The sequence below is a fragment of the Peribacillus sp. B65 genome, from assembly GCF_058513295.1.
The window spans coordinates 4995039-5017219 of the sequence record NZ_CP195840.1; the positions used below are offsets into that span (position 1 = coordinate 4995039).

Annotated in this window: 22 protein-coding genes and 3 pseudogenes; 10 read left to right on the forward strand and 15 right to left on the reverse strand. The window is 35.4% G+C overall.

Annotated features, from left to right (window positions below; genetic code table 11):
* Nucleotides 1-23 precede the first annotated feature (23 nt).
* On the reverse strand, nucleotides 24-1316 hold the full coding sequence (locus ACSR9O_RS24365; protein WP_434168325.1) for an MFS transporter: 1293 nt from the start codon (nucleotides 1314-1316) through the stop codon (nucleotides 24-26).
* Nucleotides 1317-1342: 26 nt separating this feature from the next.
* A complete protein-coding gene (locus ACSR9O_RS24370) occupies nucleotides 1343-3388 on the reverse strand; it encodes a CocE/NonD family hydrolase (protein WP_491725246.1) in 2046 nt (681 codons plus the stop codon).
* A gap of 448 nt (nucleotides 3389-3836) precedes the next feature.
* Here ACSR9O_RS24370 and ACSR9O_RS24375 point away from each other — a divergent pair, with 448 nt between their 5' ends.
* The 8 genes and pseudogenes from ACSR9O_RS24375 to ACSR9O_RS24410 all read left to right on the forward strand — a co-directional run bounded on the left by ACSR9O_RS24375 (nucleotide 3837) and on the right by ACSR9O_RS24410 (nucleotide 9959).
* Entirely contained in the window at nucleotides 3837-4022 is a 186-nt protein-coding gene (locus ACSR9O_RS24375; protein WP_491725247.1) for an EAL domain-containing protein, read from the forward strand.
* A gap of 46 nt (nucleotides 4023-4068) precedes the next feature.
* Nucleotides 4069-4305: a hypothetical protein gene (locus tag ACSR9O_RS24380; RefSeq protein WP_434168320.1), complete on the forward strand. Its 237-nt coding sequence runs from the start codon at nucleotides 4069-4071 to the stop codon at nucleotides 4303-4305.
* Nucleotides 4302-4958, forward strand: coding sequence for a PIG-L deacetylase family protein (locus ACSR9O_RS24385; protein WP_101225611.1), 657 nt, complete (start codon nucleotides 4302-4304; stop codon nucleotides 4956-4958). Before ACSR9O_RS24380 ends, ACSR9O_RS24385 begins: the two co-directional genes overlap by 4 nt.
* Complete coding sequence (locus ACSR9O_RS24390) at nucleotides 4955-6265, forward strand: glycosyltransferase family 4 protein (protein WP_491725248.1); 1311 nt, start codon at nucleotides 4955-4957, stop codon at nucleotides 6263-6265. The genes ACSR9O_RS24385 and ACSR9O_RS24390 overlap by 4 nt, the downstream gene beginning before the upstream one ends.
* Nucleotides 6266-6278: 13 nt before the next feature.
* Entirely contained in the window at nucleotides 6279-7457 is a 1179-nt protein-coding gene (locus ACSR9O_RS24395) for a carboxylate--amine ligase (protein WP_491725249.1), read from the forward strand.
* A gap of 30 nt (nucleotides 7458-7487) precedes the next feature.
* Nucleotides 7488-8561: a phosphotransferase gene (locus ACSR9O_RS24400; RefSeq protein WP_491725250.1), complete on the forward strand. Its 1074-nt coding sequence runs from the start codon at nucleotides 7488-7490 to the stop codon at nucleotides 8559-8561.
* 95 nt (nucleotides 8562-8656) lie between these two features.
* Nucleotides 8657-9046, forward strand: a pseudogene (locus ACSR9O_RS24405) (NAD-dependent epimerase/dehydratase family protein).
* A gap of 334 nt (nucleotides 9047-9380) precedes the next feature.
* The gene (locus ACSR9O_RS24410; RefSeq protein WP_491725251.1) at nucleotides 9381-9959 is read left to right on the forward strand and encodes an RIO1 family regulatory kinase/ATPase domain-containing protein; all 579 of its coding nucleotides are present in this window, start codon (nucleotides 9381-9383) and stop codon (nucleotides 9957-9959) included.
* A gap of 61 nt (nucleotides 9960-10020) precedes the next feature.
* Here ACSR9O_RS24410 and ACSR9O_RS24415 read toward each other — a convergent pair whose 3' ends face one another.
* Nucleotides 10021-10200, reverse strand: a complete 180-nt coding sequence (locus tag ACSR9O_RS24415; RefSeq protein WP_397315984.1) for a hypothetical protein — start codon at nucleotides 10198-10200, stop codon at nucleotides 10021-10023.
* Nucleotides 10201-10463: 263 nt separating this feature from the next.
* Here ACSR9O_RS24415 and ACSR9O_RS24420 point away from each other — a divergent pair, with 263 nt between their 5' ends.
* Entirely contained in the window at nucleotides 10464-11141 is a 678-nt protein-coding gene (locus ACSR9O_RS24420) for a tyrosine-type recombinase/integrase (RefSeq protein ID WP_491725507.1), read from the forward strand.
* Nucleotides 11142-11151: 10 nt separating this feature from the next.
* Nucleotides 11152-11439 (forward strand): annotated as a pseudogene (locus ACSR9O_RS24425) (tyrosine-type recombinase/integrase); the annotation flags it as partial.
* 590 nt (nucleotides 11440-12029) lie between these two features.
* Here the strand turns inward: ACSR9O_RS24425 and ACSR9O_RS24430 are convergent.
* The 12 genes and pseudogenes from ACSR9O_RS24430 to ACSR9O_RS24485 all read right to left on the reverse strand — a co-directional run bounded on the left by ACSR9O_RS24430 (nucleotide 12030) and on the right by ACSR9O_RS24485 (nucleotide 21972).
* Nucleotides 12030-13466 carry a hypothetical protein gene (locus tag ACSR9O_RS24430; protein ID WP_491725252.1) on the reverse strand — a complete coding sequence of 479 codons (1437 nt, stop codon included), beginning with the start codon at nucleotides 13464-13466 and terminating at the stop codon, nucleotides 12030-12032.
* Between the two features lie 317 nt (nucleotides 13467-13783).
* Nucleotides 13784-14263, reverse strand: coding sequence for a VOC family protein (locus tag ACSR9O_RS24435; RefSeq protein WP_430190281.1), 480 nt, complete (start codon nucleotides 14261-14263; stop codon nucleotides 13784-13786).
* Nucleotides 14264-14524: 261 nt separating this feature from the next.
* Nucleotides 14525-15091, reverse strand: a complete 567-nt coding sequence (locus ACSR9O_RS24440; RefSeq protein ID WP_137019472.1) for a DUF5067 domain-containing protein — start codon at nucleotides 15089-15091, stop codon at nucleotides 14525-14527.
* A gap of 45 nt (nucleotides 15092-15136) precedes the next feature.
* Nucleotides 15137-15379 (reverse strand): DUF4926 domain-containing protein, encoded by a 243-nt coding sequence (locus ACSR9O_RS24445; protein ID WP_491725253.1) that lies wholly within the window; start codon nucleotides 15377-15379, stop codon nucleotides 15137-15139.
* Nucleotides 15380-15533: 154 nt separating this feature from the next.
* On the reverse strand, nucleotides 15534-15845 hold the full coding sequence (locus tag ACSR9O_RS24450) for a DUF5661 family protein (RefSeq protein WP_286185189.1): 312 nt from the start codon (nucleotides 15843-15845) through the stop codon (nucleotides 15534-15536).
* An 18-nt stretch (nucleotides 15846-15863) separates the two neighbouring features.
* Nucleotides 15864-16430 (reverse strand): annotated as a pseudogene (locus tag ACSR9O_RS24455) (cupin domain-containing protein); the annotation flags it as partial.
* Nucleotides 16431-16687: 257 nt separating this feature from the next.
* Nucleotides 16688-17020: a YolC/YozM family protein gene (locus ACSR9O_RS24460; protein ID WP_252278658.1), complete on the reverse strand. Its 333-nt coding sequence runs from the start codon at nucleotides 17018-17020 to the stop codon at nucleotides 16688-16690.
* 206 nt (nucleotides 17021-17226) lie between these two features.
* Nucleotides 17227-17655 carry a UPF0715 family protein gene (locus ACSR9O_RS24465; RefSeq protein ID WP_491725254.1) on the reverse strand — a complete coding sequence of 143 codons (429 nt, stop codon included), beginning with the start codon at nucleotides 17653-17655 and terminating at the stop codon, nucleotides 17227-17229.
* Nucleotides 17656-17898: 243 nt separating this feature from the next.
* The gene (locus tag ACSR9O_RS24470) at nucleotides 17899-19080 is read right to left on the reverse strand and encodes an FtsW/RodA/SpoVE family cell cycle protein (RefSeq protein WP_283906175.1); all 1182 of its coding nucleotides are present in this window, start codon (nucleotides 19078-19080) and stop codon (nucleotides 17899-17901) included.
* A 633-nt stretch (nucleotides 19081-19713) separates the two neighbouring features.
* Nucleotides 19714-20304 (reverse strand): VanZ family protein, encoded by a 591-nt coding sequence (locus ACSR9O_RS24475; protein WP_491725255.1) that lies wholly within the window; start codon nucleotides 20302-20304, stop codon nucleotides 19714-19716.
* Nucleotides 20305-20564: 260 nt separating this feature from the next.
* A complete protein-coding gene (locus tag ACSR9O_RS24480; RefSeq protein ID WP_491725256.1) occupies nucleotides 20565-21473 on the reverse strand; it encodes an anti sigma factor C-terminal domain-containing protein in 909 nt (302 codons plus the stop codon).
* 1 nt (nucleotide 21474) lies between these two features.
* On the reverse strand, nucleotides 21475-21972 hold the full coding sequence (locus ACSR9O_RS24485) for an RNA polymerase sigma factor (protein WP_098177314.1): 498 nt from the start codon (nucleotides 21970-21972) through the stop codon (nucleotides 21475-21477).
* Between the last annotated feature and the right edge of the window lie 209 nt (nucleotides 21973-22181).

Consider the following 22181-nt stretch of genomic DNA (forward strand, 5'->3'; position numbering starts at 1 on the left):
CTCGGGAACCCTCTTGCCTTTTGCTAACTTGCTTTCATTTCTCTCTTCAGGAGCGAAATCTCTATTCGTTTTTCTTTCGTTACTCTTTGCCAAATTATAGCCGTAATCAACCCAACAATCGTCAACCCTAATAAAATTGTAAATAATACCTTATAACCGTCTGTACCACTCCAGTGGTCCAAACAAGCACCTGCAACAATTGGCATAAAGATTTCTCCGCTATACCCAATAATCATCAAGGGCATGGCAACTGTTCCTGTTGTTTCGACAGGATAGTCTCCTTCCACCAAAATAGCGAAGTGCGTTGCCTGTAATGCATACATTGATATATAAATAATCGCTATAAAAACTAACAGTAATAAGATGAAAGAAGGCTTTCCGGGTAATACGATGAGAGCAGCTAAACCGAGTGCCAGAACACAATAGCCAATTATGACCATATTCGAAATACCAATTCGATCCCCGATAATGCCAGAGCCAAAACTTCCGATTGGGCGACAATATTGTGAAAAGTAACCCAAAGCAGCGGCAATTATTGTTGAAGCACCAAAGGCGGCCGTTGCATAAGGCGTAATATAATAGAAACTATTAATCATCGCATAAGACGTTAAAATAAGAATGGCTGCCAACCAGGTTGTTGGCATTTTGAGAATCCTCAAAAGTATTGCCCAATCAAATTTTTTAACCTCCTTTTCTTTTATTTCATCACTACTGTTGTTACCATCAGGTTCCTTATAAAGTAACATAATCATAAACCCTAAAAGAATACACATCACGGAATAGAAAATAATCACAGAAGACAATGCCAGCTTGTCACTCAGCTGCTTTGCTAAAATGGCGAAGAGTCCTAATACCAAAGCAGATTCGATAACTTTGGCAGCACCGCGTCCGCCTTCAAAAAAGCCGAATGCTTTTCCTTGTTCATTTTCAGATGCTAACGAACGGACGGCTTTTATTAACGCTACCCAAAAGGTCATGATGGATGTTATTCCCCAAGCTGCATAAATTAGCAGCAACACAGGGTAAGGGGGATACAATAGTAAAGCAAAGCCTAGAATCCCTGTCGCAAATAAGGATATGGACAACAAGTGCTTCGTTCTCCATCGATCTGCCACATACCCTCCAAAGATATAGGAAATCAAACAGCAAACTCCATATGCACTGCCAAGCGTACCCATTTGTGTATTGGTTAAGTGAAAGGCATTTAAGAATACATCATAATAATAGTTTCGAAAATAAGGCAATGTATAAATCATTTCACCTGCAATGATTAAAATGACTAGAGTAGGTATATTTTTCCTTAGTTTACCTTTCATCTCGTTTCTCTCCAATCCCTGGCTTTTTAAAGTCCTAAACGCTCAATCTTTTGATCCCAATTCTTATGAAATGCCGGTCGGCCGTTTTCTTTAACATCCATTTCCCCAACAATCATAAAGCTTTCTGCATCAGAAGTTTGCGTAACGGTAATGTCAGCGTCAATCCACCAACCCTCACGGCCAATCCTCATTTTTTGATAAATTGTATATTTCGCGGAAAGAGGATTAGCATTACATAATGTCAACTCTCGTCTCAAATTGTGTTCAACCGTAACATCGATGTCATCAAAGCGATAGACCCCTTCACCAAATACCCCTCCAACACCATCGGTTATGCAAGTCCATGTATCCGTTAAAATATCGTATGTAATGGAACGTTCGACTCTTCCCTCTGAAAGTATAGTCGTCGGAGTTAATGGGGCGCTTTGAGGACTCATATTCGGTCCAGATACCCGGCTTCCTTTAAAGATTGGTAATGAAAACTTTGCGGTTTCAAGATTCAGAGTAAGTGTTGCATCCTCAGGCATCGGCCAAAACATTGGCCAAAAAGTTGTTGCAATGGACAAACGTATCCGGTGCCCGGCTTTAAATTTATGCCCGCAACAGTCTAAATTAACAAATGCATTTACCTTTTCACCCGGAGTTAACAAGTCTACTTGATCATGTCCATTTAAATGGGTTAAATTCATTACTCCGTAAGAAACACGGGTAACGGCCCCATCTGGTGCCACATCTGATAGTTGTGCGAAGAGCATTGCCTTTGGTCTGTCACTTGTCATTTGTACTTCAAATCTTGGATAACCAACTATTTCTAATGGGGCTTCTAAGACATCCCCTTCAAATACCATCGCCATACCATCATCCAATCGTTGGTCTGACGGACTTTCACCCGGTACTCCGGCACCCATCCATTCACCCGATAAAAGGCCGTGATTTAAAGGTGTTTTTAATAACACCCGCTCTTCTGTTTCATCTCTTTCTTCTAGCAATTTACCATGAGTCAATTGATAAGTTTGCGTTAGAACTTCATTTGATGGCCAGGAATCGAGTCCAATCCACTCTCCCTTACTTACTGGTTTAATGGAAGAAGGAGGCATACTTTCCTCAAGCCATACATTCACCATCGGTCCATCCACCGCATCGTTCTCTTTGCCTTTTAGCCAATGGTCCCACCATTTAACAGCTTCTTGCAAAAAGCCCATTGCTGGTCCTGGAACTCCATCATGAGGGTATACGTGTGCCCAAGGACCAATAATCCCCTTTCTGGGAACTGAAAGCCCTTTCATTAAACTTAATACGGTATTCGTATAAGAATCTTCCCAACCATCGATGGCTAGAACTGGCACTTCAATGTCATCGTAATTTTCACAAACTGATCCATGCCTCCAATAAGCATCTCTCGTTTGGTGCTCCATCCATTGCCCCATCCATAAAGGCATTTCCTCTAATCTTTCCAGCCATTTTTCACGCCAGCTATCCCCAACAATATGAGGGTCAAGCGGACGCACCTGATAGGCTAGCATAATGGCCCCCCACCAGAAATTATCATTTAAGAGGCAGCCGCCTTTATAGTGGATATCATTGTTATACCGGTCATCGGTAAACCCGAGTGTAATAATTGCTTTTAAATTTTTGGGTCTTCTGGCTGCAACTTGAAGGGAATTAAAGCCCCCCCATGATTTACCCATCATACCGATATTTCCATCACACCAATTTTGCTTTGAGATCCAATCAATAACTTCCAGAGCATCATCTTGTTCTTGCTTTAAGTATTCATCCCTTAGCAGACCATCTGATTCTCCCGAACCTCTCATATCCACTCTGACAACTGCATAACCGTGCCCGGCAAAATAACCATGCATCGGTTCATCTCTTGCCCTTGTACCGTCTGTTTTTCTGTAAGGAATGTACTCCAAAATGGCAGGTACTTTTTGCCCTTCCCTAACTTCAGGCAACCAGATACGACTTGAAAGTCTAGTTCCATCCTTTAAAACAATCCAAGTGTTTTCAATGGTTTGAAACGCATAAGGAAAATTAGTGATAATTTCTTTTTCTTTATATTCTGTTGACATTTTTCATCCTCCTCTTAGTCATTTATCATCCGCCGTAAAGTGGTCAATATCATTTTTTCAACTCAATTTAAGCACTTTCTAAAAATTTTTAATCGAAATTACAATACAATCAAAGTAATTTTATAATCATGATTATATTTGTGAAATTAGTATATCACCCGAATATGTGTTAAACAACTTAAAATTTTCAGAATTTTATATTGAATTTTACTTTACATAAAAAGAAAAGGCCTCCCACAGTAATCTGTAGGAGGCCTTCAACCTTAAAGATATTCACATGTTAGGTGTGGGCAATCATTCTGAATCGTCGTTAAACCCTCTATATTCCAAGGGTTCTAGACGATGATTACATCATGCCGCCCAACTAAGAAGTGTTTTTCCCCTTATATGGGTTAGCAAAACCTCTGTATCAACTTGGGTTTTAAGAATGGAAATTGTATACGTTGGAATGAAAAATAAAAATTGGGTTAGCAAAAAAGTTAGGGGACTTGAACCCAAATATTTAGAGATTGAGATTACTGAAAGTATGACTTTGGATGTTGAATCCGCTATTTCAACACTGATTGAGCTTAAAAAAATTGGTGTTATGATTAGTATCGATGATTTTGGAACGGGATATAGTTCGCTTAATTAGCTTAAACGATTCCCAGTTGATAAGCCTGAAAATTGATCAATCCTTTATGTCTGAAGGTACTCATGACTTAAATGATCAAACCATCATTAAGACTATTATTCTAATGGCACAGTTGTTAAAACTTCAAGTCATCGCTGAGGGCGTTGAAACAAACGATCAAGTAACCTTTCTGCTTCGACATGGGTGTGTCGAAGTTTTTTTACCATTGTCCATATCCACTTCGGATCAATTTCATATAATTATTAGAGTACTAATATTAAATGGAGTTGAGGGATCTGAATGAGTATGAATGTTCTAGTGATTGCCGCTCATCCCGATGATGAAATTCTTGGAAGCGGCGGAACGATAAAGAAATTAATTAATCATGGCTATAAGGTAATCACAGTGATTGCCGCCAAGGGACGTAAGGAAGAGGAGCAGCACATTCAGCCATTAATGCAGCAAGCTAACAAACACTTAGGGGTAGACGAGGTCCTATTTTTGGAATTCCCCAATCTATTGTTGGAAACAATTCCTCTTCACAAAATCGCCAAAGCGATTGAAGCTCTATTGGATAAGCATAAACCTTCTATAATTTTCACTCATCATTATGGAGATACAAACAAAGACCATCAAATTTTGTTTCAAGCAGTCATCACAGCAGCCCGGCCGTTGCCTGGAAAACAACCGATTGAGATCCTTTGTTTTGAAACGGTTTCTTCCAGTGAATGGAGCCAGCATACGAATGATAAGGAATTCAAACCCAATTATTTTGTGGATATTACAGATACCATCGATGACAAGCTACAATCTCTTCACCATTATGATATAGAAATGAGACCATTCCCTCATCCACGTTCATATGACGGAGTGAAATATTTAGCGCGGGTCAGGGGAATGACGGTTGGGGTCGAATTCGCAGAAGCTTTTGAAATCATAAGGAGGGTGTGGAAGTGACAGGAAAACATCAAAAGGACCAGCATTTTGTGCCGACTCTTTTTCCTTACCTAATCTCAGCTATGGATCAATATTATGAGATTAATGAAATATTTGAAGAAGAACAAGTGGTAGAAAGGCAGCGAATCCATTCAGCAGAAATTCAAAACAAAAAAATGAAAATATTAATCACAACGTTTTGGGAGTATCCAAGTATCGGTGGACTGCAAAACTATATCACAACACTTAAAAACGGCTTGGAAAAATTAGGTCATAGTGTCCATGTAATAGCACCAAATCATTTTCCATCTAAAGAAATGGAGGTATTACGAACTAGATACTCTGAAGAATTTACACATTTTTTTATCAATCGGTATGGCAGCTGTAATGGAAAAATTCTACACAACATTAGCAAACTATATAGTTACTATACGATGTTAAAGGATATTGACCTGGAGCAATATGATATTATCCACGCACAAGATCGATATACAGCTAATGTAATAGGGATACTAAACCGATCCCTTCAAAAACCTCTTCTTTTTACACCTCATGGATTTATGACCCACAACAGATTAAAGTTTAACTTGATGGAAAAAGGGTCGGTTGAGGAAATCTATTTTTCGGCCATTGACAGACAAGCCATTAAAAATGCTAATCAATTAATCATCGTTTGTGATGTCTTTCGCCCAATTCTAATAAATTTAGGTGCGGAGGAATCTAAAATGACCACTGTTTATACTGGAATTGATTTTGGTGGATGGAATATTCAGAAGAAAAGGAAAAAAAGCCAATCTAACATGGTGATAACTTGTGTAGCACGCCTTCGACCACGTAAAGGTCATATGTACCTATTTGAAGCCCTTGCGCTTATTAAAGACAAGCTGAGAGATGTAGAAGTCCGGATAGTAGGCGATGGTGAGATGAGAAAGCAGCTCGAGAAGCAGGTTAATGAGTTGGAATTGAAAAACGTTTCCTTTTTAGGCAGCAGAGAAGACATACCTAAATTGCTAAGTGAATCAGACATATTTATTCTGCCAACCACAAGCGATACGCTGCCAATCTCAATTATTGAGGCAATGTTTACCAAACAAGCAATTCTTACTACCAATTGTGGCGGAATCCCGGAAATTATTAAAAATAATTATTCAGGATTTATTGTTGAACCAGCTAACCCAAAGAAGCTTGCAAAAAAGTTATCGCTCTTATTACGAAAAAAATCAATTAGAAAAGAATTAGCACGCAATGCACAGGCATTTGCACTAAAACATTTAACCACTAGTAACATGGTCAAAAAGATTGAAGAAATCTATCAATCATTATTTTGAAGGAGGAAAGAGCATGCTACATGATGTTCCAGCCGTTGTTCTTGATCTAAGTGCAACCGGTATAGGGATTGTGAGGAGTTTAGCGAAAGAAGGAATAAAGGTATATGCGTTTGATACGACCGGAAAATATGAAATCGGTAAAACTTGGTTTGCCACTTGCGGAATTTGTCCGAATCCAGTTAGTGAGGGACCAGCATTAATACTATTTCTTACTAGACTGTCGCAAAAGTTTGGACAAAAGCCAGTCCTGTATGCGGGTTCTGATGACTTTGTTCAGTTTATTTCAAAAAACAGATTTGTCCTTTCACACTACTATCGGTTTCTATTACCTAATCTCACACTGGTCGAAGCTGTATTAGATAAAAGATTAACGTATGAATTGGCCATGAAATCAAATGTGCCATGCCCCAAAACTTACGCTATAAATAATGAAGATCAATTTGAGCAAATTATCAATCAAATTACCTTCCCTTGTATATTAAAACCAGTTTATTCTTCTCATTTCCGCTCAAATATCGATCATCGTCTTTATAAGAAAGCCATTGTAGTAGAACGTCCTTCCCAATTGAGAGAAGAATACCTTTTTTATCGCCCATACGGTGAACTAATGATCCAGGAAGTCATTCCTGGTGCGGAGGATTGTATTTATTCCGTCAAGACTTTTTTTGACGAACAAATGAATTTAATTGGCTTGTGGATGAACCAAAAATTACATCAATTTCCCCCTCATTTTGGATCCACTGCTCTTGCCCTAAGTGTTAGGGATGAAGAAGTCATTCAACTTGCTACTACCTTTCTAAAAGATATTCAATTCAAAGGCTTGGCTATTGCCGAATTTAAACGGGATCCAAGAGATGGGAAACTGAAATTTATCGAAATCAATTCAAGAATAGGTTTAACTCAAGCATTATCGATTGCTTGTGGGGTTAATTTGGCTTACTTGTATTATTTATCCCTTACCGGGCAAAATCCATCACCAGTGACAGAGCAGAAAGAAGGGGTCAAATGGGTTTACTTCGTCCGTGATTTTCTTTCCTTTCGCCAAAAACAAAAAAATGGGGAAATGAGGTTCGTTGAGTGGATAAAGAGCTTATATGGAAAAAAGGTTGAGGCTCTCTTTGCTTGGAATGACCCTCTTCCATTTGTTCGGAGTTTTGTTTCCCATTTGCGAAATTTATGGGGGAGACAGTAAAAATGATAAAAGAGGGAGGGAACTTTCTATTTGAATAGTATAGAAGAAATTCTTAGCCGTTGGAAACAATTTGATTGGGAAAAAAAACTTAAAAATGTCCTTGGTAAAAAAGTGAAATTAGTGGAAGAAAGAATAGAATGCCTCAAAAATTCACGTGAAAAGACAAGTATTTGGAAGTTGGTTCTAACTGATGGCACGGAGTTCATTCCCATTGTGCTTAAAATATACAAACTGCCACTGAAAGAAAATCATAGGTTGGAAATTAATATGTATCAAAAAGCTTATTACATTTATCACGAGATTATGCCGCGTTTGTATTGGCTTGAACCGAATGTAAATGGGAATGAAACATGGATGTTTACTGAATGTTTGAAGCCGTTACGAGGACAAATAAAATTAGCTCCAAATCATTTGGAACGAATTATCCCCACGGTGGCAAAGTTTCATGCCAAAACCTTTGATAATCAATTTGTGAGGCATGCAGATCTTTTCGACGCCTCTCTTCCCCATTTTGATTCTGAGGAGAAGGTAAAGGAAAGGACTAAAGGGGTCAAAAAAGCAATGGAAAACCTAGATTTGGCAATGAAAGATCCTAACTTAAAAGAATTGGTGGAACCAAGGTATAAAATTATCAAAAGAATATTAAAAAAAGGTCCGGTTTTTTTCCCCGAAATTACTAAATCTGGCCAGTGTCTGATCCATGGCGACCTCCATGTCCACAATATTTGCTGTGAAAATGCGAATGATGATGAGGAGAACTGGAAAGTCTCTTTGATTGATTGGGAGTCAGCGAAGCATTATCCTTGCTGGTATGATTTGGTCGTTCTAGTCGAATTATTAATAGATTTTCGCTGGGATTGGCAACAAAGCGAAGAGGAGATTCGAAGTCAATGTGTGCAAGTTTATTGCCAAGAAATGCTAAAATATGGGATAACCTTCAGTGAGGATCCACTGAATCTTCTTAAAAAGGCGTATTTACAAAGAACCCTAGAAAAGAAGCTTTCTAGCCATTTGCAAAAGGTGTTGGATGGAGGAAAAAGCACTCTTCTCAAGAGATACCTTGAAAAAATTGAGGTTTGGGGAAAAGAACTTGGGTTATATTAGTGCATCGCACGAATTCATAATACTATAAAGGAGTTTTATGCATGTAAAATATTATACGGTCTTCTCATATATATAGATGATAGTTGTGAGTCCGGATGAAGGTACTCGTTACAGGCGGAGCTGGATTTATTGGTTCACATGTTGTCGATTTATTAATTCAATCAGGTTATGAACCGCTAGTAGTGGATAATTTACGTTCAGGTAAACGAGAAAATGTGCCTTCTCACGTTTGTTTCATTGACCTGGACATTTCTTCACCACAAATAGAAGATGTTTTTGCTCGAGAAAAACCGGATGTAGTGATCCATTTAGCGGCACAAGTGGATGTTGCCTACTAGATACAAAATCCAGTTGAGGATGCTAATCAAAATATTCTTGGAACGATTCGTTTGCTTGAATGCTGCAAAAAGTACGATGTGAAAAAATTCATACTTTCCTCATCTTGTGCAGTATACGGAGAAAAAGACGATTGTAGTATAATGTAAACATTTTCCATTAAACCTCAATCCTATTATGGTATTAGAAATGTATATTCAAATATTTAACATACTTCATAACGTACCTTTTACCATTCTAAGATATGCCAATGTTTATGGTCCCCGCCAAACTTCAAAAGGAGAAGTGGGAGTGATTTCTATTTTTTAAGAAAATCCTTAATGGGGAATCTCCCATTTTTTTTGGAGATGGAGAGCAGACAAGGGATTTTGTGTAATCCGGCTTATGATTTGAAAGCTGGATTAAATGAAACTTTAAAGTATTATAAAGGTTTTTAAAATTATAGGCGCATTTGAAGAAATATCGAAAAAAAGGAGATCAGAAATGAATGATTTTGAAAAAATAGCAGCCATGAAAAAAGGCGTTGTAACCGTTCAAGACCTGAGTGGTTACACAATGCTTGGAAAGGGGGCAGATGGATCCGTCTTTCAATTGCCCCCTCAGAAGTGCGTCAAAATTTTTGTTAATGAAGACACACAAAAAAAGGAATTAAATGCACTGCAAAAAGGACAATCGTCTCCAATTATTCCTAAATTATATGAATATGGTTCTAACTATATAGTGATGGAGTTTGTGAAAGGTTATAATCTTAAGCATTATTTAAAAAAAGAGAAAAAACTCTCAGAGGCAATTGTGGGGAAAATATTATCGATGCTGGATGAAATGAAAACTGTGGGTTTTACGAGACTAGATATTGAAGTTCGCCACATTTTTTTCAATGAACTAGGGGAAATAAAAATAATTGACCTTAAGAGGGCATTTAATACGGTCAGATCTGTCCCTACTAAATTGTTGACTGATTTAAAAAAGATTGGATTTTTGGAAGATTTTTTGGAACATGTGAAAAAGCTTCGCCCATCCTTATATAAGGAATGGAAAAACTTAGTGACTGATAAAAAATAAGCATGCCTCAAGCCTTCAAAATCAAGGGCATTTACAACAACCTGATCCACTTCGGAAACCTTCATGTTTTTTTCTTTATCTCTTCACTCGATTCTGTTGTTACCATGGTGACTGTAAATTGCTGATCGAACTGCTCTTCTTCCAAAAGTTCTACGGGTGGTTGCGTCTTGATTACTTCACCTGACTTTTCAAGCACCTCAAATACCATAAACACCCTTGCCGCTTTTAAAACAGTCCTCACGCAACCCTATCGAAATTTCGAAGCTGTTGAAGCCTTGATCTTTGGACTGCTGAAGTACTGTCCATTCAAATTCATCGTACTCTCCCGTTGTCATTTCCTCATTTTTCAAGAGCGACAGAAGCTGCAACCTGTGCAATTGAGGAAGACACGGGGGACTCCCCTTTTTCAATCAATTCAAATTTAGGACAAAAAAGGAAGCACAACTAGCAGCGAACAAACTTGAAGAATCAATTTTAAACGGTGGAGTAATTCGGGAGTCAAACATCACTTTCGAAACTTTTGCAAATGAATGGCTAGAATACTATGGAACTCAAGTAAAAGTGAGTAGTGTTAGAGCCCGTAGGATAGCTATGAAGCACCTTGTATCATCATGGGGACACCTTCCGCTACGTAAGATTACAAAGCATATGTATCAATCCCGTATCAACAATCTAAGTAAGGGATTTAGCCAAAACTATATTGACAGTATCCATACGACGGGAAATATGATCTTCAAGCATGCTATCAGGCAAGACTTGATAAAGACAAATCCAACCTATGGTTTTGTCATGCCCAAAAAGCATGTGACTGTTGAGGATATCGAGGAAGACGAGGTTAAGGGAAAGTTTCTTGAGTTAAATGAACTGAAAACCTTTCTACGTATCACAAAAGAACAAGGATTATATCTAGACTATCTATGTTTTGCTACTTTGGCATATACCGGTATGCGCTTAGGCGAAATGTTAGCATTAAAATGGACAGAACTGGACCTTACTAAGAAAACTATAAGAATCACCAAAACATACTATAATCCAAATAACAAAAGTACAGGTTATCAACTCCTAACCCCAAAAACAAAAAAGTCAATCCGCACAATCATGATTGACGATGGACTTGTCGCCTTATTTAAAGCACACAAGAGTGAGCAGATGGAATTGAAAATGAAAACGGTTAGTATATGAGAATCAAGATTTCATTTTTGCTGAAAACATCGGACATCCAAGGGTTATGAAGCAAGTGGTATTGCGTTTACAGCGTTTAATGAAGCATTTGGATGTAGACAAGCATATTACCCCCCACAGCTTTAGACATACTCATACATCCCTTCTCATTGAAGCTGGGGCAGGCGTAAAAGAGATTCAAGAAAGATTAGGGCATTCAGATATAAACACGACGATGAACATTTACGCTCATATGACAAAAAATATTGAAGAAAAGACCTCCCATAAGTTCAGTGAACTTACGAAAGGTCTCCTCTAATTGTTGAAGTAAAATTGTCTCAAAAACTGAAAGTTAGCAAAAAGTTAGCATTTCACTAATCTCCACCTTACAAACCCCTATATACCAAGGGTTCTAGGCGATGATTACATCATGCCGCCCATTCATTTTCAGAAATAACAGGAGAAAATCTGTTACAAAATACCGTTATAAATCAACATTTTCCGAGTTTATTTTAAATAACTTAAAATAGTTTATAAACTGGTCGAGGACAAACCCGAGGACAAAAAAACAATTATAAAAGCCCTTCCCTTCTCATCAATGACAAAGTATGTAAAGACAGGTCGATTAACTGTCTATACAGCTGCTAAAAATAAATGAAATAGGAAAACCTTGATAAATCAAGGATGTGTAAAATCTTGCACAAACGATAAATATAAGAAGCGAACAAGCCCCTGTGTATCAAGGGCTTGTTTTTGTGCTCGATTCCTTTAAGTCACATTATGTAAATTGCTTTTGTATAGAGTATTCATTTAATTCTTGGAGCTCTTGTTTAGCAATCGGACCATATTGTGACTTCTTTGACATATAAAAAGGCACAGTTATTGTGCCTTTACTCATTAAAGTATTTTTTATTTGTTATAAAAAGCATTACTTTTATTTTCTGCTATATAGTATCCAGTTCTTCTTTCAACTATATTTTTAAGTTGAGGGTTGAATAGCTCAATTAAATACCTTGCAATCAATTCTAAGTAAATATTTACATTGTTTAAAAGTTTATAGTTCTTTGAATAATCATATCTGGCATTTCCTCGCCCACTTCCTCCATGAGCCGCTGCATTTCTTCCGTGTACGTAGATTATCTTTCCTAAATCTTTCTTCTTAAGATATGAATCTTTATTCCACTCTTTTTTTATTTTTATTGCCTCTTTCTTTAATTCAGTAACGAAATTTACATATTTGGCATCTCTTTTCCTCACAACTTTTTCATTTTTTTCATCTATATTTGTCCCATAATCAACATAATATAAAGGATTATAATTATGTTTCATAATCTCATTTATATAATAATTAAGTGCATCCACTGGATCATAATTAGCCGGTTTCATTAGGGGTTTATAATGATTTTGTGCACCGTATTCAAAAACTCTAAATAGGAAAACACATCTAGGGAGTGATTCAAATTGTTTTAGAGATGCATGGTATAATTCAAATAACATTTCATGTTGGGAATCTTTAAAATGGACGGTCGAGTAGCCTTTCACTTGTTTTAATATAGGAAGTTCAAGATGTAAAGGCTCATCCTCTGGACTTTCAAAGAAATTCTTCTTTCTTAACCTAAGCATGTCCAGTAAATCAAACTGTTCGTATAAATTAAATAGCTTCTTATTAAAACTACGATTTTCTGTAAAGTAAAAATAAGGACGGCCACTTAAATAAGCAATAATATTCAACAATGTATTTTTTGTAGCTTCACTTGTGTTTTCGTTACCAAAAACAGAATAATGCGATCCTTCATTTGCGGTGATATACGCGTCTTTGTATAAAATAATATCTTTTCGATACCTATAAACTGGTTCAGGTCCAATAAAGCTGTCTGGGGTGTTTATATATTCAAACGGATATTTTTTTAAACTATATAATAGCTGGTTTGTCTCCTCTAGTTCCCTTTTTATCATCAGCTTCAGGTAATTCTTTATATTTTCATATAATGATTTTTCATCACTATATAGCTTTCTACTTTCCAGTACCCTTTTTATAATTATTTCATTACTTTTAGGATATATTAGACTTACTGCTTCCTTATCTAATTCTTTTAATATACGTATGCACATTTTTCTTTCAGATAGATAAATCATCTTATATTTCTCTAAGTAAGGCTTTTTCTCGTTAGAGGTTTTGCATAAAGCTTTTTCTTTTCCTAATTTAAAAATAAGCTCCTCATAACCTTTTAACCTATATAACTGGAGTCTTGTCATAAAGTTAATTGGATTTAAATCGCTTAAATCTATTAATTTATCAAAAGAACTCTCTAGTTCTTTTAATTCCTTAGCTACATCCAAGATCATAATTATTCCCCTTTAATCTTTTATAAATAGATTGTACCCTTTTTATCTGATGAATTTTTAGATGAGTTAGCTAAAGACATTAACCAGCAATATGGTGGTCCCACAAAAGAACAAATTGCGGAACCCATAAAATTTGATTAGAATATAAGTCCACAAAAAGTACCTTTAGATATTGAACTCATACCATTGCGTGCTTTTTTTATTGTCCTCACTTTTTCATTGAACTGATCCGTTAGTCGCATAAAGAAAAAGCTGCCTTAAAGACAGCTCCGATCTTCAGCTAACGCACCCGTTAGTTCATTAAGAAAAATAAATAATTATGCCTTCTCTTTTTTAAATTTACTTTTAGCTAATTCCTCCCAATCTTCAAAGGACAGCTTATCAGTAATATGTTTTAAAGCATTAGGAACTTCAACAGAACACATCATTTCCAAACTGTTACCATCAGGGTCTTCAAAGTAAACGGAAGCATTTTCTTGAGCTGGTCGAATAAATGGCTCAATAGATTTTCTACTACCAAATGGGACGACTTTAACTTGAATAGAATCTAACCATTTTAAAGATTCTTTTAAATTTTCATATGAAACTCGAAAAGCAATATGTCGTAAGGAAGGATGGTATGGTGTTTGATACTCATTTCCCTCCCACAAACCTAACCAACTTTTTCCTTTTTCAATCCAAAAAAAAGCAGTTTCTTCATCACGCCATGCAAGTTCCAAACCCAGCTTTTTATAAAACTCCAATGAAACATCTAAATTTTTTACAGGCAAATGTGCTTCAAATATTCCTTCTATCAAGTTATCAACCCCTCTACAATTATGAATATATTACCAATTATAGATAAACATATGTTTTATACAACTAATCTGCCCCGATAGTTCCATAAGAAAAGTGCTGCCTTAAAGACAGCTCCGATCTTCAGCTAACGCACCCGTTAGTAAAAAGCTTTATATTCACGTTGTATTTGACTTTCTTGCCATCCTGCTGCTTTAATTTTGGGATCAATTAGCAAAAAAACACTTACAAATGGAAGTGTTTTTTAAACAGATTTAAAACGTTTATTTAATATTAAAAGTTTGTTCACCTAATTTATCGCCACCAATACCTTGTGTAGCAATTAATGTTACAGGTGTTTCTAAATCATCTAATTCATAAGCTACTGCATTTTTAACTGTACCATCTTTTTTAATTGTTTCTAATTGAGAATCGAGAAATTGGTCATCTGGAAGTCCACCAACTTCAAGGGTATTGACTGCATTAGGATTATTGTCTTGTACTGCTTCAAATACTACCGTCCATCCAGTAGTAGGGTCAATCTCTTTATCACTTAAATTAGTTGTTTCATACCAAATTGCAAATACAGGTTTTTCACCATATTCATTTCCTTTTTCACCAGCTTGAATAACTTTAGTTTCTGTAATTTTAATTTTTAAGTCATTTAATTTTGCTTCATTATCTTTGAAATAGAGATCATTATTCGTCTCTTTTTCTTCATTTGTATTTTCTGTAGTTGCTTCTTTATTTGCAGAATCAGAACCATTTTTCGTTCCTTCGTCTTGATTGCCACAACCAGCAATTATAGATAGTGTTAGTGCAGAAATTAATATTAAAGTTTTTTTCATCATGTTACATTTCTCCTTATGTTTTAATTTGATTATTTTTAGTGTAACTTATTTTGTGAATATAGTCCTAATACTTTCTATATTATTCCACCTTTTTTGTTGTAAGTAATCTCCTGATATTGCACCCAAGAATAGAGTTATCCCATCTTTATCAGAAATCTCTACTTCATAATTGTTATCCTCATAAACCTCTAGGATAGTGCCTACTTGTCCTTTAGTAAACTCATTATTGGGATCATCTTTAATTATCCTTACAACATCATATTGTTTCATATTTTCACCATTTCCCAATTAACCTTGTTAAACTATCCTGCCCGATAGTTCCATAAGAAAAAGCTGCCTTAGAGACAGCTCCGATCTTCAGCTAACGCACCCGTTAGCTTAAGTAAAATATTTCACAAACTCGCTTGAAAAATTGAGTTGTTCTTATCATTTAAGCATGCTATTAAGCCATGTTCCAATAGGTTTTTGCTTCTTCCTCAAGCACCTTTAGTCTTTTGTAGTAATCAGGAAACTCGTGAAGATGAGCTAGGGCAATTTTCCCCGTTATAATAGGATCATCACCAGTTACATTTGTTTGGCTGGATATTTTTCCATGTTCAAGCTCGGTATTTACTCCCACCCAAAACTCATCTAAATTAAACTTACTGTTATTAAAATCAATGCCTAAAAGTAAAGCGATTGCTGCTGCTTCCTCTTTAGAAAAGCTAGTTTTTACAATCCTATTTGGATACTTTGTTGGATGAGAATAGTGCATATCGCAGTCAGAACGGTGTTCTGCATCCAAAGCATCTGCTTTAGTTACATGAACCGTGCCAAATGGATGTTGTGGAGGTGCGTATATAGAATAAATTTTCAACGGAATATTACCTGTATTGGTTACATTATGCCATGTTCCAGCAGGTATCATAATGGCAGAATCATCATAAACATTTCGTACAAAGTTTAAATTATCTTTTCTCTTGCCCATTTGAACAATCCCTTGACCTTGTTCAATGCGTAAAAATTGGTCAACGTTAGGGTGAATTTCTAAACCGATATCTTCCCCAGCTTTAAGACTCATCAATGTAACTTGAAAATGATTTCCTGTCCATATTGCGGTACGGTAGTTATTGTTTTGTTTTGTAGCTTCATTAATATTGATTACAAATGGTTTCCGTCCATAATCTTTTAGTCCGATTGGATTTCTTCCAATTGATGATTGAAAAAAAGCCAACCGGTTAGCAACATCATGTGTAGTACAGTATTGGGGCTGTACTATATTGTTATTTGTTGGTTCATTAAAATAATAAGGATTTGAAAATTGATATTGGTGGGGATACGAAAAAGGAGCACCGTACATTTTTCTCAACACCTTCGAAGATTTTTTAAATTATCCTATTCACTATGTTAAGGAAATGTTCTATTACTCAGGGTTACCCAATTAAAGGAATTGATTAGCCGTTAACATTTGCTCAATCTAATGGAACAATTCAAATAAGGCAATTCCTTTCTTCAACTAACCTGCCCCGTTAGTACCATAAGAATAAGGCTGCCGCAGCAACCCCTGTTAATGAACTAAAGCACCCGTTAGTTTAAGTACAATCCTTCACAAGGCTTTCAATTGGAAATTGGGTACCCATCTCTTATAGCTCTAACTATGACTTCATAATCCTTCATGCCATGCTTTTGGGCGATTTGAGCCAAAGAATAGGCCAGTTCATTCCGTTGTTCTTCCTCTATCGGCACATGGACTTTAATCGTTTCGTTATTTGGATTGACTCCGAGCGATATAATATCATATTCATTAAATACCTTATTGCTTTCTTCCATGAATGCTCGGCTCTGTTCTTCCTTTTTCTGATTGTCTAAGTAATCATAGACTACAAAAAGTATATACGCAGCCATCAGCACACCTAACCCTAGAAAAACTCGTTTTTTTAATTTCTTCACTTTATATCTCCTTGTCCAAAGTTCTGTCTCTTTTACATCCTGTTTAACATTATCATATTTATCTATCTGTAGAACTAACTGGTATTAGATGATTAAAAGCGACATAAAATAGGCTTCTCTCTTATTAAACTAAACTGCCCCGTTAGTGATAAGCTGCCTTAAAAACAGCTCTGAGCTTTAGCTAACGCACCCTGTTAGCTGAAGAACTAGGATATTTCAGTTTTTCTTTTGTAAGAAGACAGAATCCCAAAACCAATAAATAGCAGCTGCTGCAAAACAAATCCGTAATATATTTGGGTTTTAACTAAATATGTAGGTTCAACTCTAAATAACATTACATTAAATAAAAATACTGCTACAAAAGAAAGTACCGTGTAAATTAAAAGATAAAACACATTAAATTTTCTCGGGCGTTTATTAAATATCATTTGCAATGGTACTGCAAAAAGTAAATAAGGTATAACAACATAAAAAGAATAAATAATAACAGGCATTAACTGCAACCAAGAGGGTTCTCCACTAACTACAATTATAAAAACAGAAAAAGAGATACAAGACAAGAATAGACTAACAAAATAATAAGGTATTACATCGCTAATTTTAGATACTTTTTCACTTAATTTCCAAATCTCCAATTTTTCTCAACCTTCCAAATGTCATGTTACTTTTTTCCATAATAATATCATTTCTTCAACTAATCTGCCCCTATAGTTGCATAAGAAAAAGCTGCCTTAAAGACAGCTCCGATCTTTAGCTAACCCACCCGATAGTTCTTTAAGAAAAGTAATTCTTAATAAAAAATCTCGCCCTTTAACGGAAAGGTCTGTGGCTTATGGAATTATTTTTGAACAAGATGGAGGTAACTAAAAATTTTCTTTTCACATGTTCTTATTATCTGAAATTGTTTGTACAATTTCTTTTTGTTCCAATAAGTTCATTCTCATAATTACATTCTCCATAACCCCAATTGACACCATAAGCAGCAGCAGTGACGATCCTCCGTAACTTATAAAAGGCAGTGTTATCCCGGTAATAGGAAGAAGCCCGGTAGCGCCCCCGAGATTGATCACTACTTGAATACCAATCATCGAGGAAATACCAATCAATAGTAAGCTTCCAAAAGGATCCTTGCATTTAGCCGATAGTATTAAGCCCCTCAATACAATAAACCCGAGAGTACCCAGTACAAACAAAACTCCGAAAGTGCCAAGTTCCTCGGCGATGATGGCCATGATAAAGTCTGTGTGAGGTTCCGGAAGATAACCGTACTTTTGGACGCTGTCACCGAGCCCGACCCCAGTTATTCCTCCTGAACCTATTGCAAGCAACGAATTGGCTAGCTGATAACCTTCATCCCCATTGTCAAACGGATTGGAAAGTCCGGTAAAACGAGAAATTCGTTCCTCCGAAAAAACATTGGAGAAATTTCCTGTTACGACAATACCAATAAAGAAAACTCCGACCACCAGTAAAAATATCATCAATAATTTCCCCAAGCTTCTCAGGTTCATTCCTGAACAAAGGATAATGGAAGCCGCGATTAACAGAATGATAGCAGCACTTCCATAGTCAGGCTGGAGGACGATTAAAAAACAAATGCCTACCAAAAAGATGATGGGAGGTACGACGGCTTTATCGATATCATTGATGCGGTCCTGCTTTTTTCCGTACATCGCAGACAAATATATGATGATGGCCAGCTTGGAAAATTCAGCAGGCTGGAGGCTCCGTGTACCTATCTGAAACCAGCTTGTTGCATTATTGGCTGTGTGGCCAATGATAGACACAATTATAAGGAGGAGGGCGATCCCCCCCATCATGACCATTAGAAAGGTTTTATGTTTATATAGTTTATACGGCAATATCATTGCGATCACCATCATAATAAATGACAGAATCAGCGCACTTTTTTGATTTTGGAAGAAATAATCTATCGGATATCGGTAATGGGATACTGCCGTTATCATACTTGCACTGTAAACCATAACTAATCCAAATAGGGAAAGTAGTACAACAGCTATGAATATGGGATAATCATAAGCTTTAAGTATTTTTTTCAAATGGAAAATCACCTCTAAGTAAATACCAAAATTTTCTATAATACTTTCTTATATATAATAACGGAAAAACATCTCTAATGTAATAAGAATTTCTTTTAATCTAAACTGTTTATTTTAAAAAATTACCTATCAGGAACTTTTTAATATTTAAACAAATCTTAAATGAACTAACCTGCCCCGTTAGTTCCATAAGAAAAAGCTGCCTTAAAGACAGCTCCGATCTTCAGCTAACGCACCCTTTAGCTCAATAAGAAAAACATATCTTGTTAAAGTAATACATTTTATAACGGTTAATTTTTATTTTTGGTTAATACAATTAAAGTAAAAAATAAGTTAACAATTCCTAATATCACAAGGATTCTTGAAACATTTAAATTATCTATAAAACTCAAAACCCCAATTAGAATAATGATACTTACTAAAATGCTTAAACTTAGCTTTTTATTTATACCAATCTCCCCCTCAACTAAAATTTATTATACACCACCATATTTTCAGGATAATTCTTGTTAAACTAAACTGCCCCGTTAGTTGCATAAGGAAAAAGCTGCCTTAAGGACAGCTCTAATCTTCAGCTAACGCACCCGTTAGTTCATTAAGATATAAGTTTGAAATTACAAAATAAAATATGTTTTAAATATTTTTAATATTTGAAGTTACTATTGAGTTATTATTTTTAAAAACCTTATAAAGCAATTTCCATATTAATAAGCCGAATGCAGTACCTAACATGTTAAAAATTAAATCATCAACATCGGCAGCACGATAGTTGTACCCAATCCATAAACCAGCTAGACCTTGAAAAATTTCAATTGATAAACTTGTTAAAAAGCCAATGAATATAATCTTTTTTGTTTGCATATTTGAAATAATTATTGGTAAAACAAATCCCATAGGAAGAAATAGAATAGTATTACCAACTACTTGTTTTAAAATAATACTTAAACCAAAGCTTAAAGAATCCATGTTCATTGCATCATTAAAGATTTTAAATGGAATAAAATTATTTTTTAATCCCAGGTTATCCTCTATCATTGTTTCAATTAAAAATTTCTGAACTGGAAATGGAAATATAGTTACACTAATAAGGCTGCTTATATAAATCGTGAAAAATAATAGATATACAAAATTAAGTCCAGAGATACGCCTTTTCACAAGTTGAAATAATAAAATTATTAATGATATTGAAATGATTATTATGCTAGGATATAAAGCTGTTAACATAGTTAGTTTTCTCCAATTTGTACTATTTATTTTTATAACACCAAATTTTTCATATAGTAGAACCAATTTATTTCACTAAACTGCCCCGATAGTTGCATAAAGAAAAAGCTGCCTTATAGACAGCTCCGATTTCAGCTAACGGACCGTTAGTTCATTAAGATGTTGATGTGGTGAAATCCATTTATTGCTACTAGCATATTTTTATTTAGAAAGCTTTATTTAGTTGACCATTAATTATTTCATAAATCATATTCCTATCCCTAATAAGGAATTATAACTCCAACGCTCACATAGTTTACTGAATCTTGTTCAATTAGTGGTAATAAATCTTTTACCTTCCCTGTTAAAATGATACCACTCACCTGAACAGATCCTTTCTGTTTGATTGATTTTATTAATGGCTCTACATTCGTATCTTTCTCGTTTTTTTGAGATAAATTTGATAATACCTTCTCGAAGTTTTTTACGTCTTCTGCTATATTGTCAGTCCCTTTTTCTGGAGATGTAATTGTAAAACCATATGCATAGTCTCCGATTACATACCCAGGCCTAACTGATACTTCGACATCAGGGTTTTGCACCCATGCCCACTGAGCAGTTGGAAATTGTTTCAGCACTTGATTTGTATTCATTTCTTTCTTAAATGAAATGCCTATTTCTACCACACTAGTTGAAGCTAAGGATTGAAGTAACTTACGATCATCTTCTACTTTTTTCCCACCAGGAACATAAAAATTAACCACTCTTTGTCCATTTCGATAAAATTGCCAACTATCTGTAGATGTTATTGAATTATCATAAATAGTTGTAGGTGAATCATAAATTTTAAACCAAGTTTGTTCGTTGTACCAAGTGTATGGAATCCCTGCAATTTCTTTTACATATTGGTCCTGATTAATAGAGGAATCTATACTAAAACTAGTTGTAGATTTATCAAAATGGATATTCGCACCATAAACTTCGCTTTGTGCCCTCTTCACTGATAAATACTCTTCCATTGAATGTTGCATTTGATTATACGCAATGATGAAAGTTATTCCTAAAACCATAAAGATACTTACCGTCACAATGGTTGATACCATAATTATCTTCTTTAATGATTTCTTTTTCGCTTTTTTTATCAATGGTTGGAACCCATCCTTGGCATTGAAAATTGAATCTTTATCCAAATCATTTTACCTCCTCAATCATCTTTCTCATTTTTTTCTTTGCTCTTGCTAACTGTGTTTTAATTGATTTATCCGTTGTACCATAAATAATAGCAATATCCTTTAAGGATAAATCTCCACTATATTTGAGTAACAGTATTTCTGCATATTTTTGTGGTATTTTACGTAAACACTCTGATAGCATTATATGTAATTCATTCTCTATAATAATTTGCTCTGGTGTTGTCCAATCCAGTAACTCTTCGAGATTAAATGTATTTACATAATTATTTTTATACTTAAGTTTTCTTAAGCTATCGTAATATTTATTAATTGCTACTCTGTAAAGCCACGCATCAACATACTCTTCCTGAAGAGTATCTAGATATTGCACAAATTGAAAAGCCGTTTCTTGAACAATGTCTTCCGCATCCTCTTTGATCGCTCCCATTTTTAGCAAAAAGAAATACACAGCCTTCAATTTTTTATTTAGGTACAAGCTTAATTGTTGTTCATCCATGACCACCCTCCTACACTATTAACGATTGAGTATTCGATAAGTAAACAATAATTATCAAATTTTTTCATAAAAAAAGATAGCCTTCTGAAGAAGACTACCCAACAAAGCTAAATATAAATTATTAAATAATATCTGAACTTGCTATGTTACTTGAATAACTCCCTTTAAATTACCTAATTCGACGTCCTTCTAAATATTCCCCTTATTGC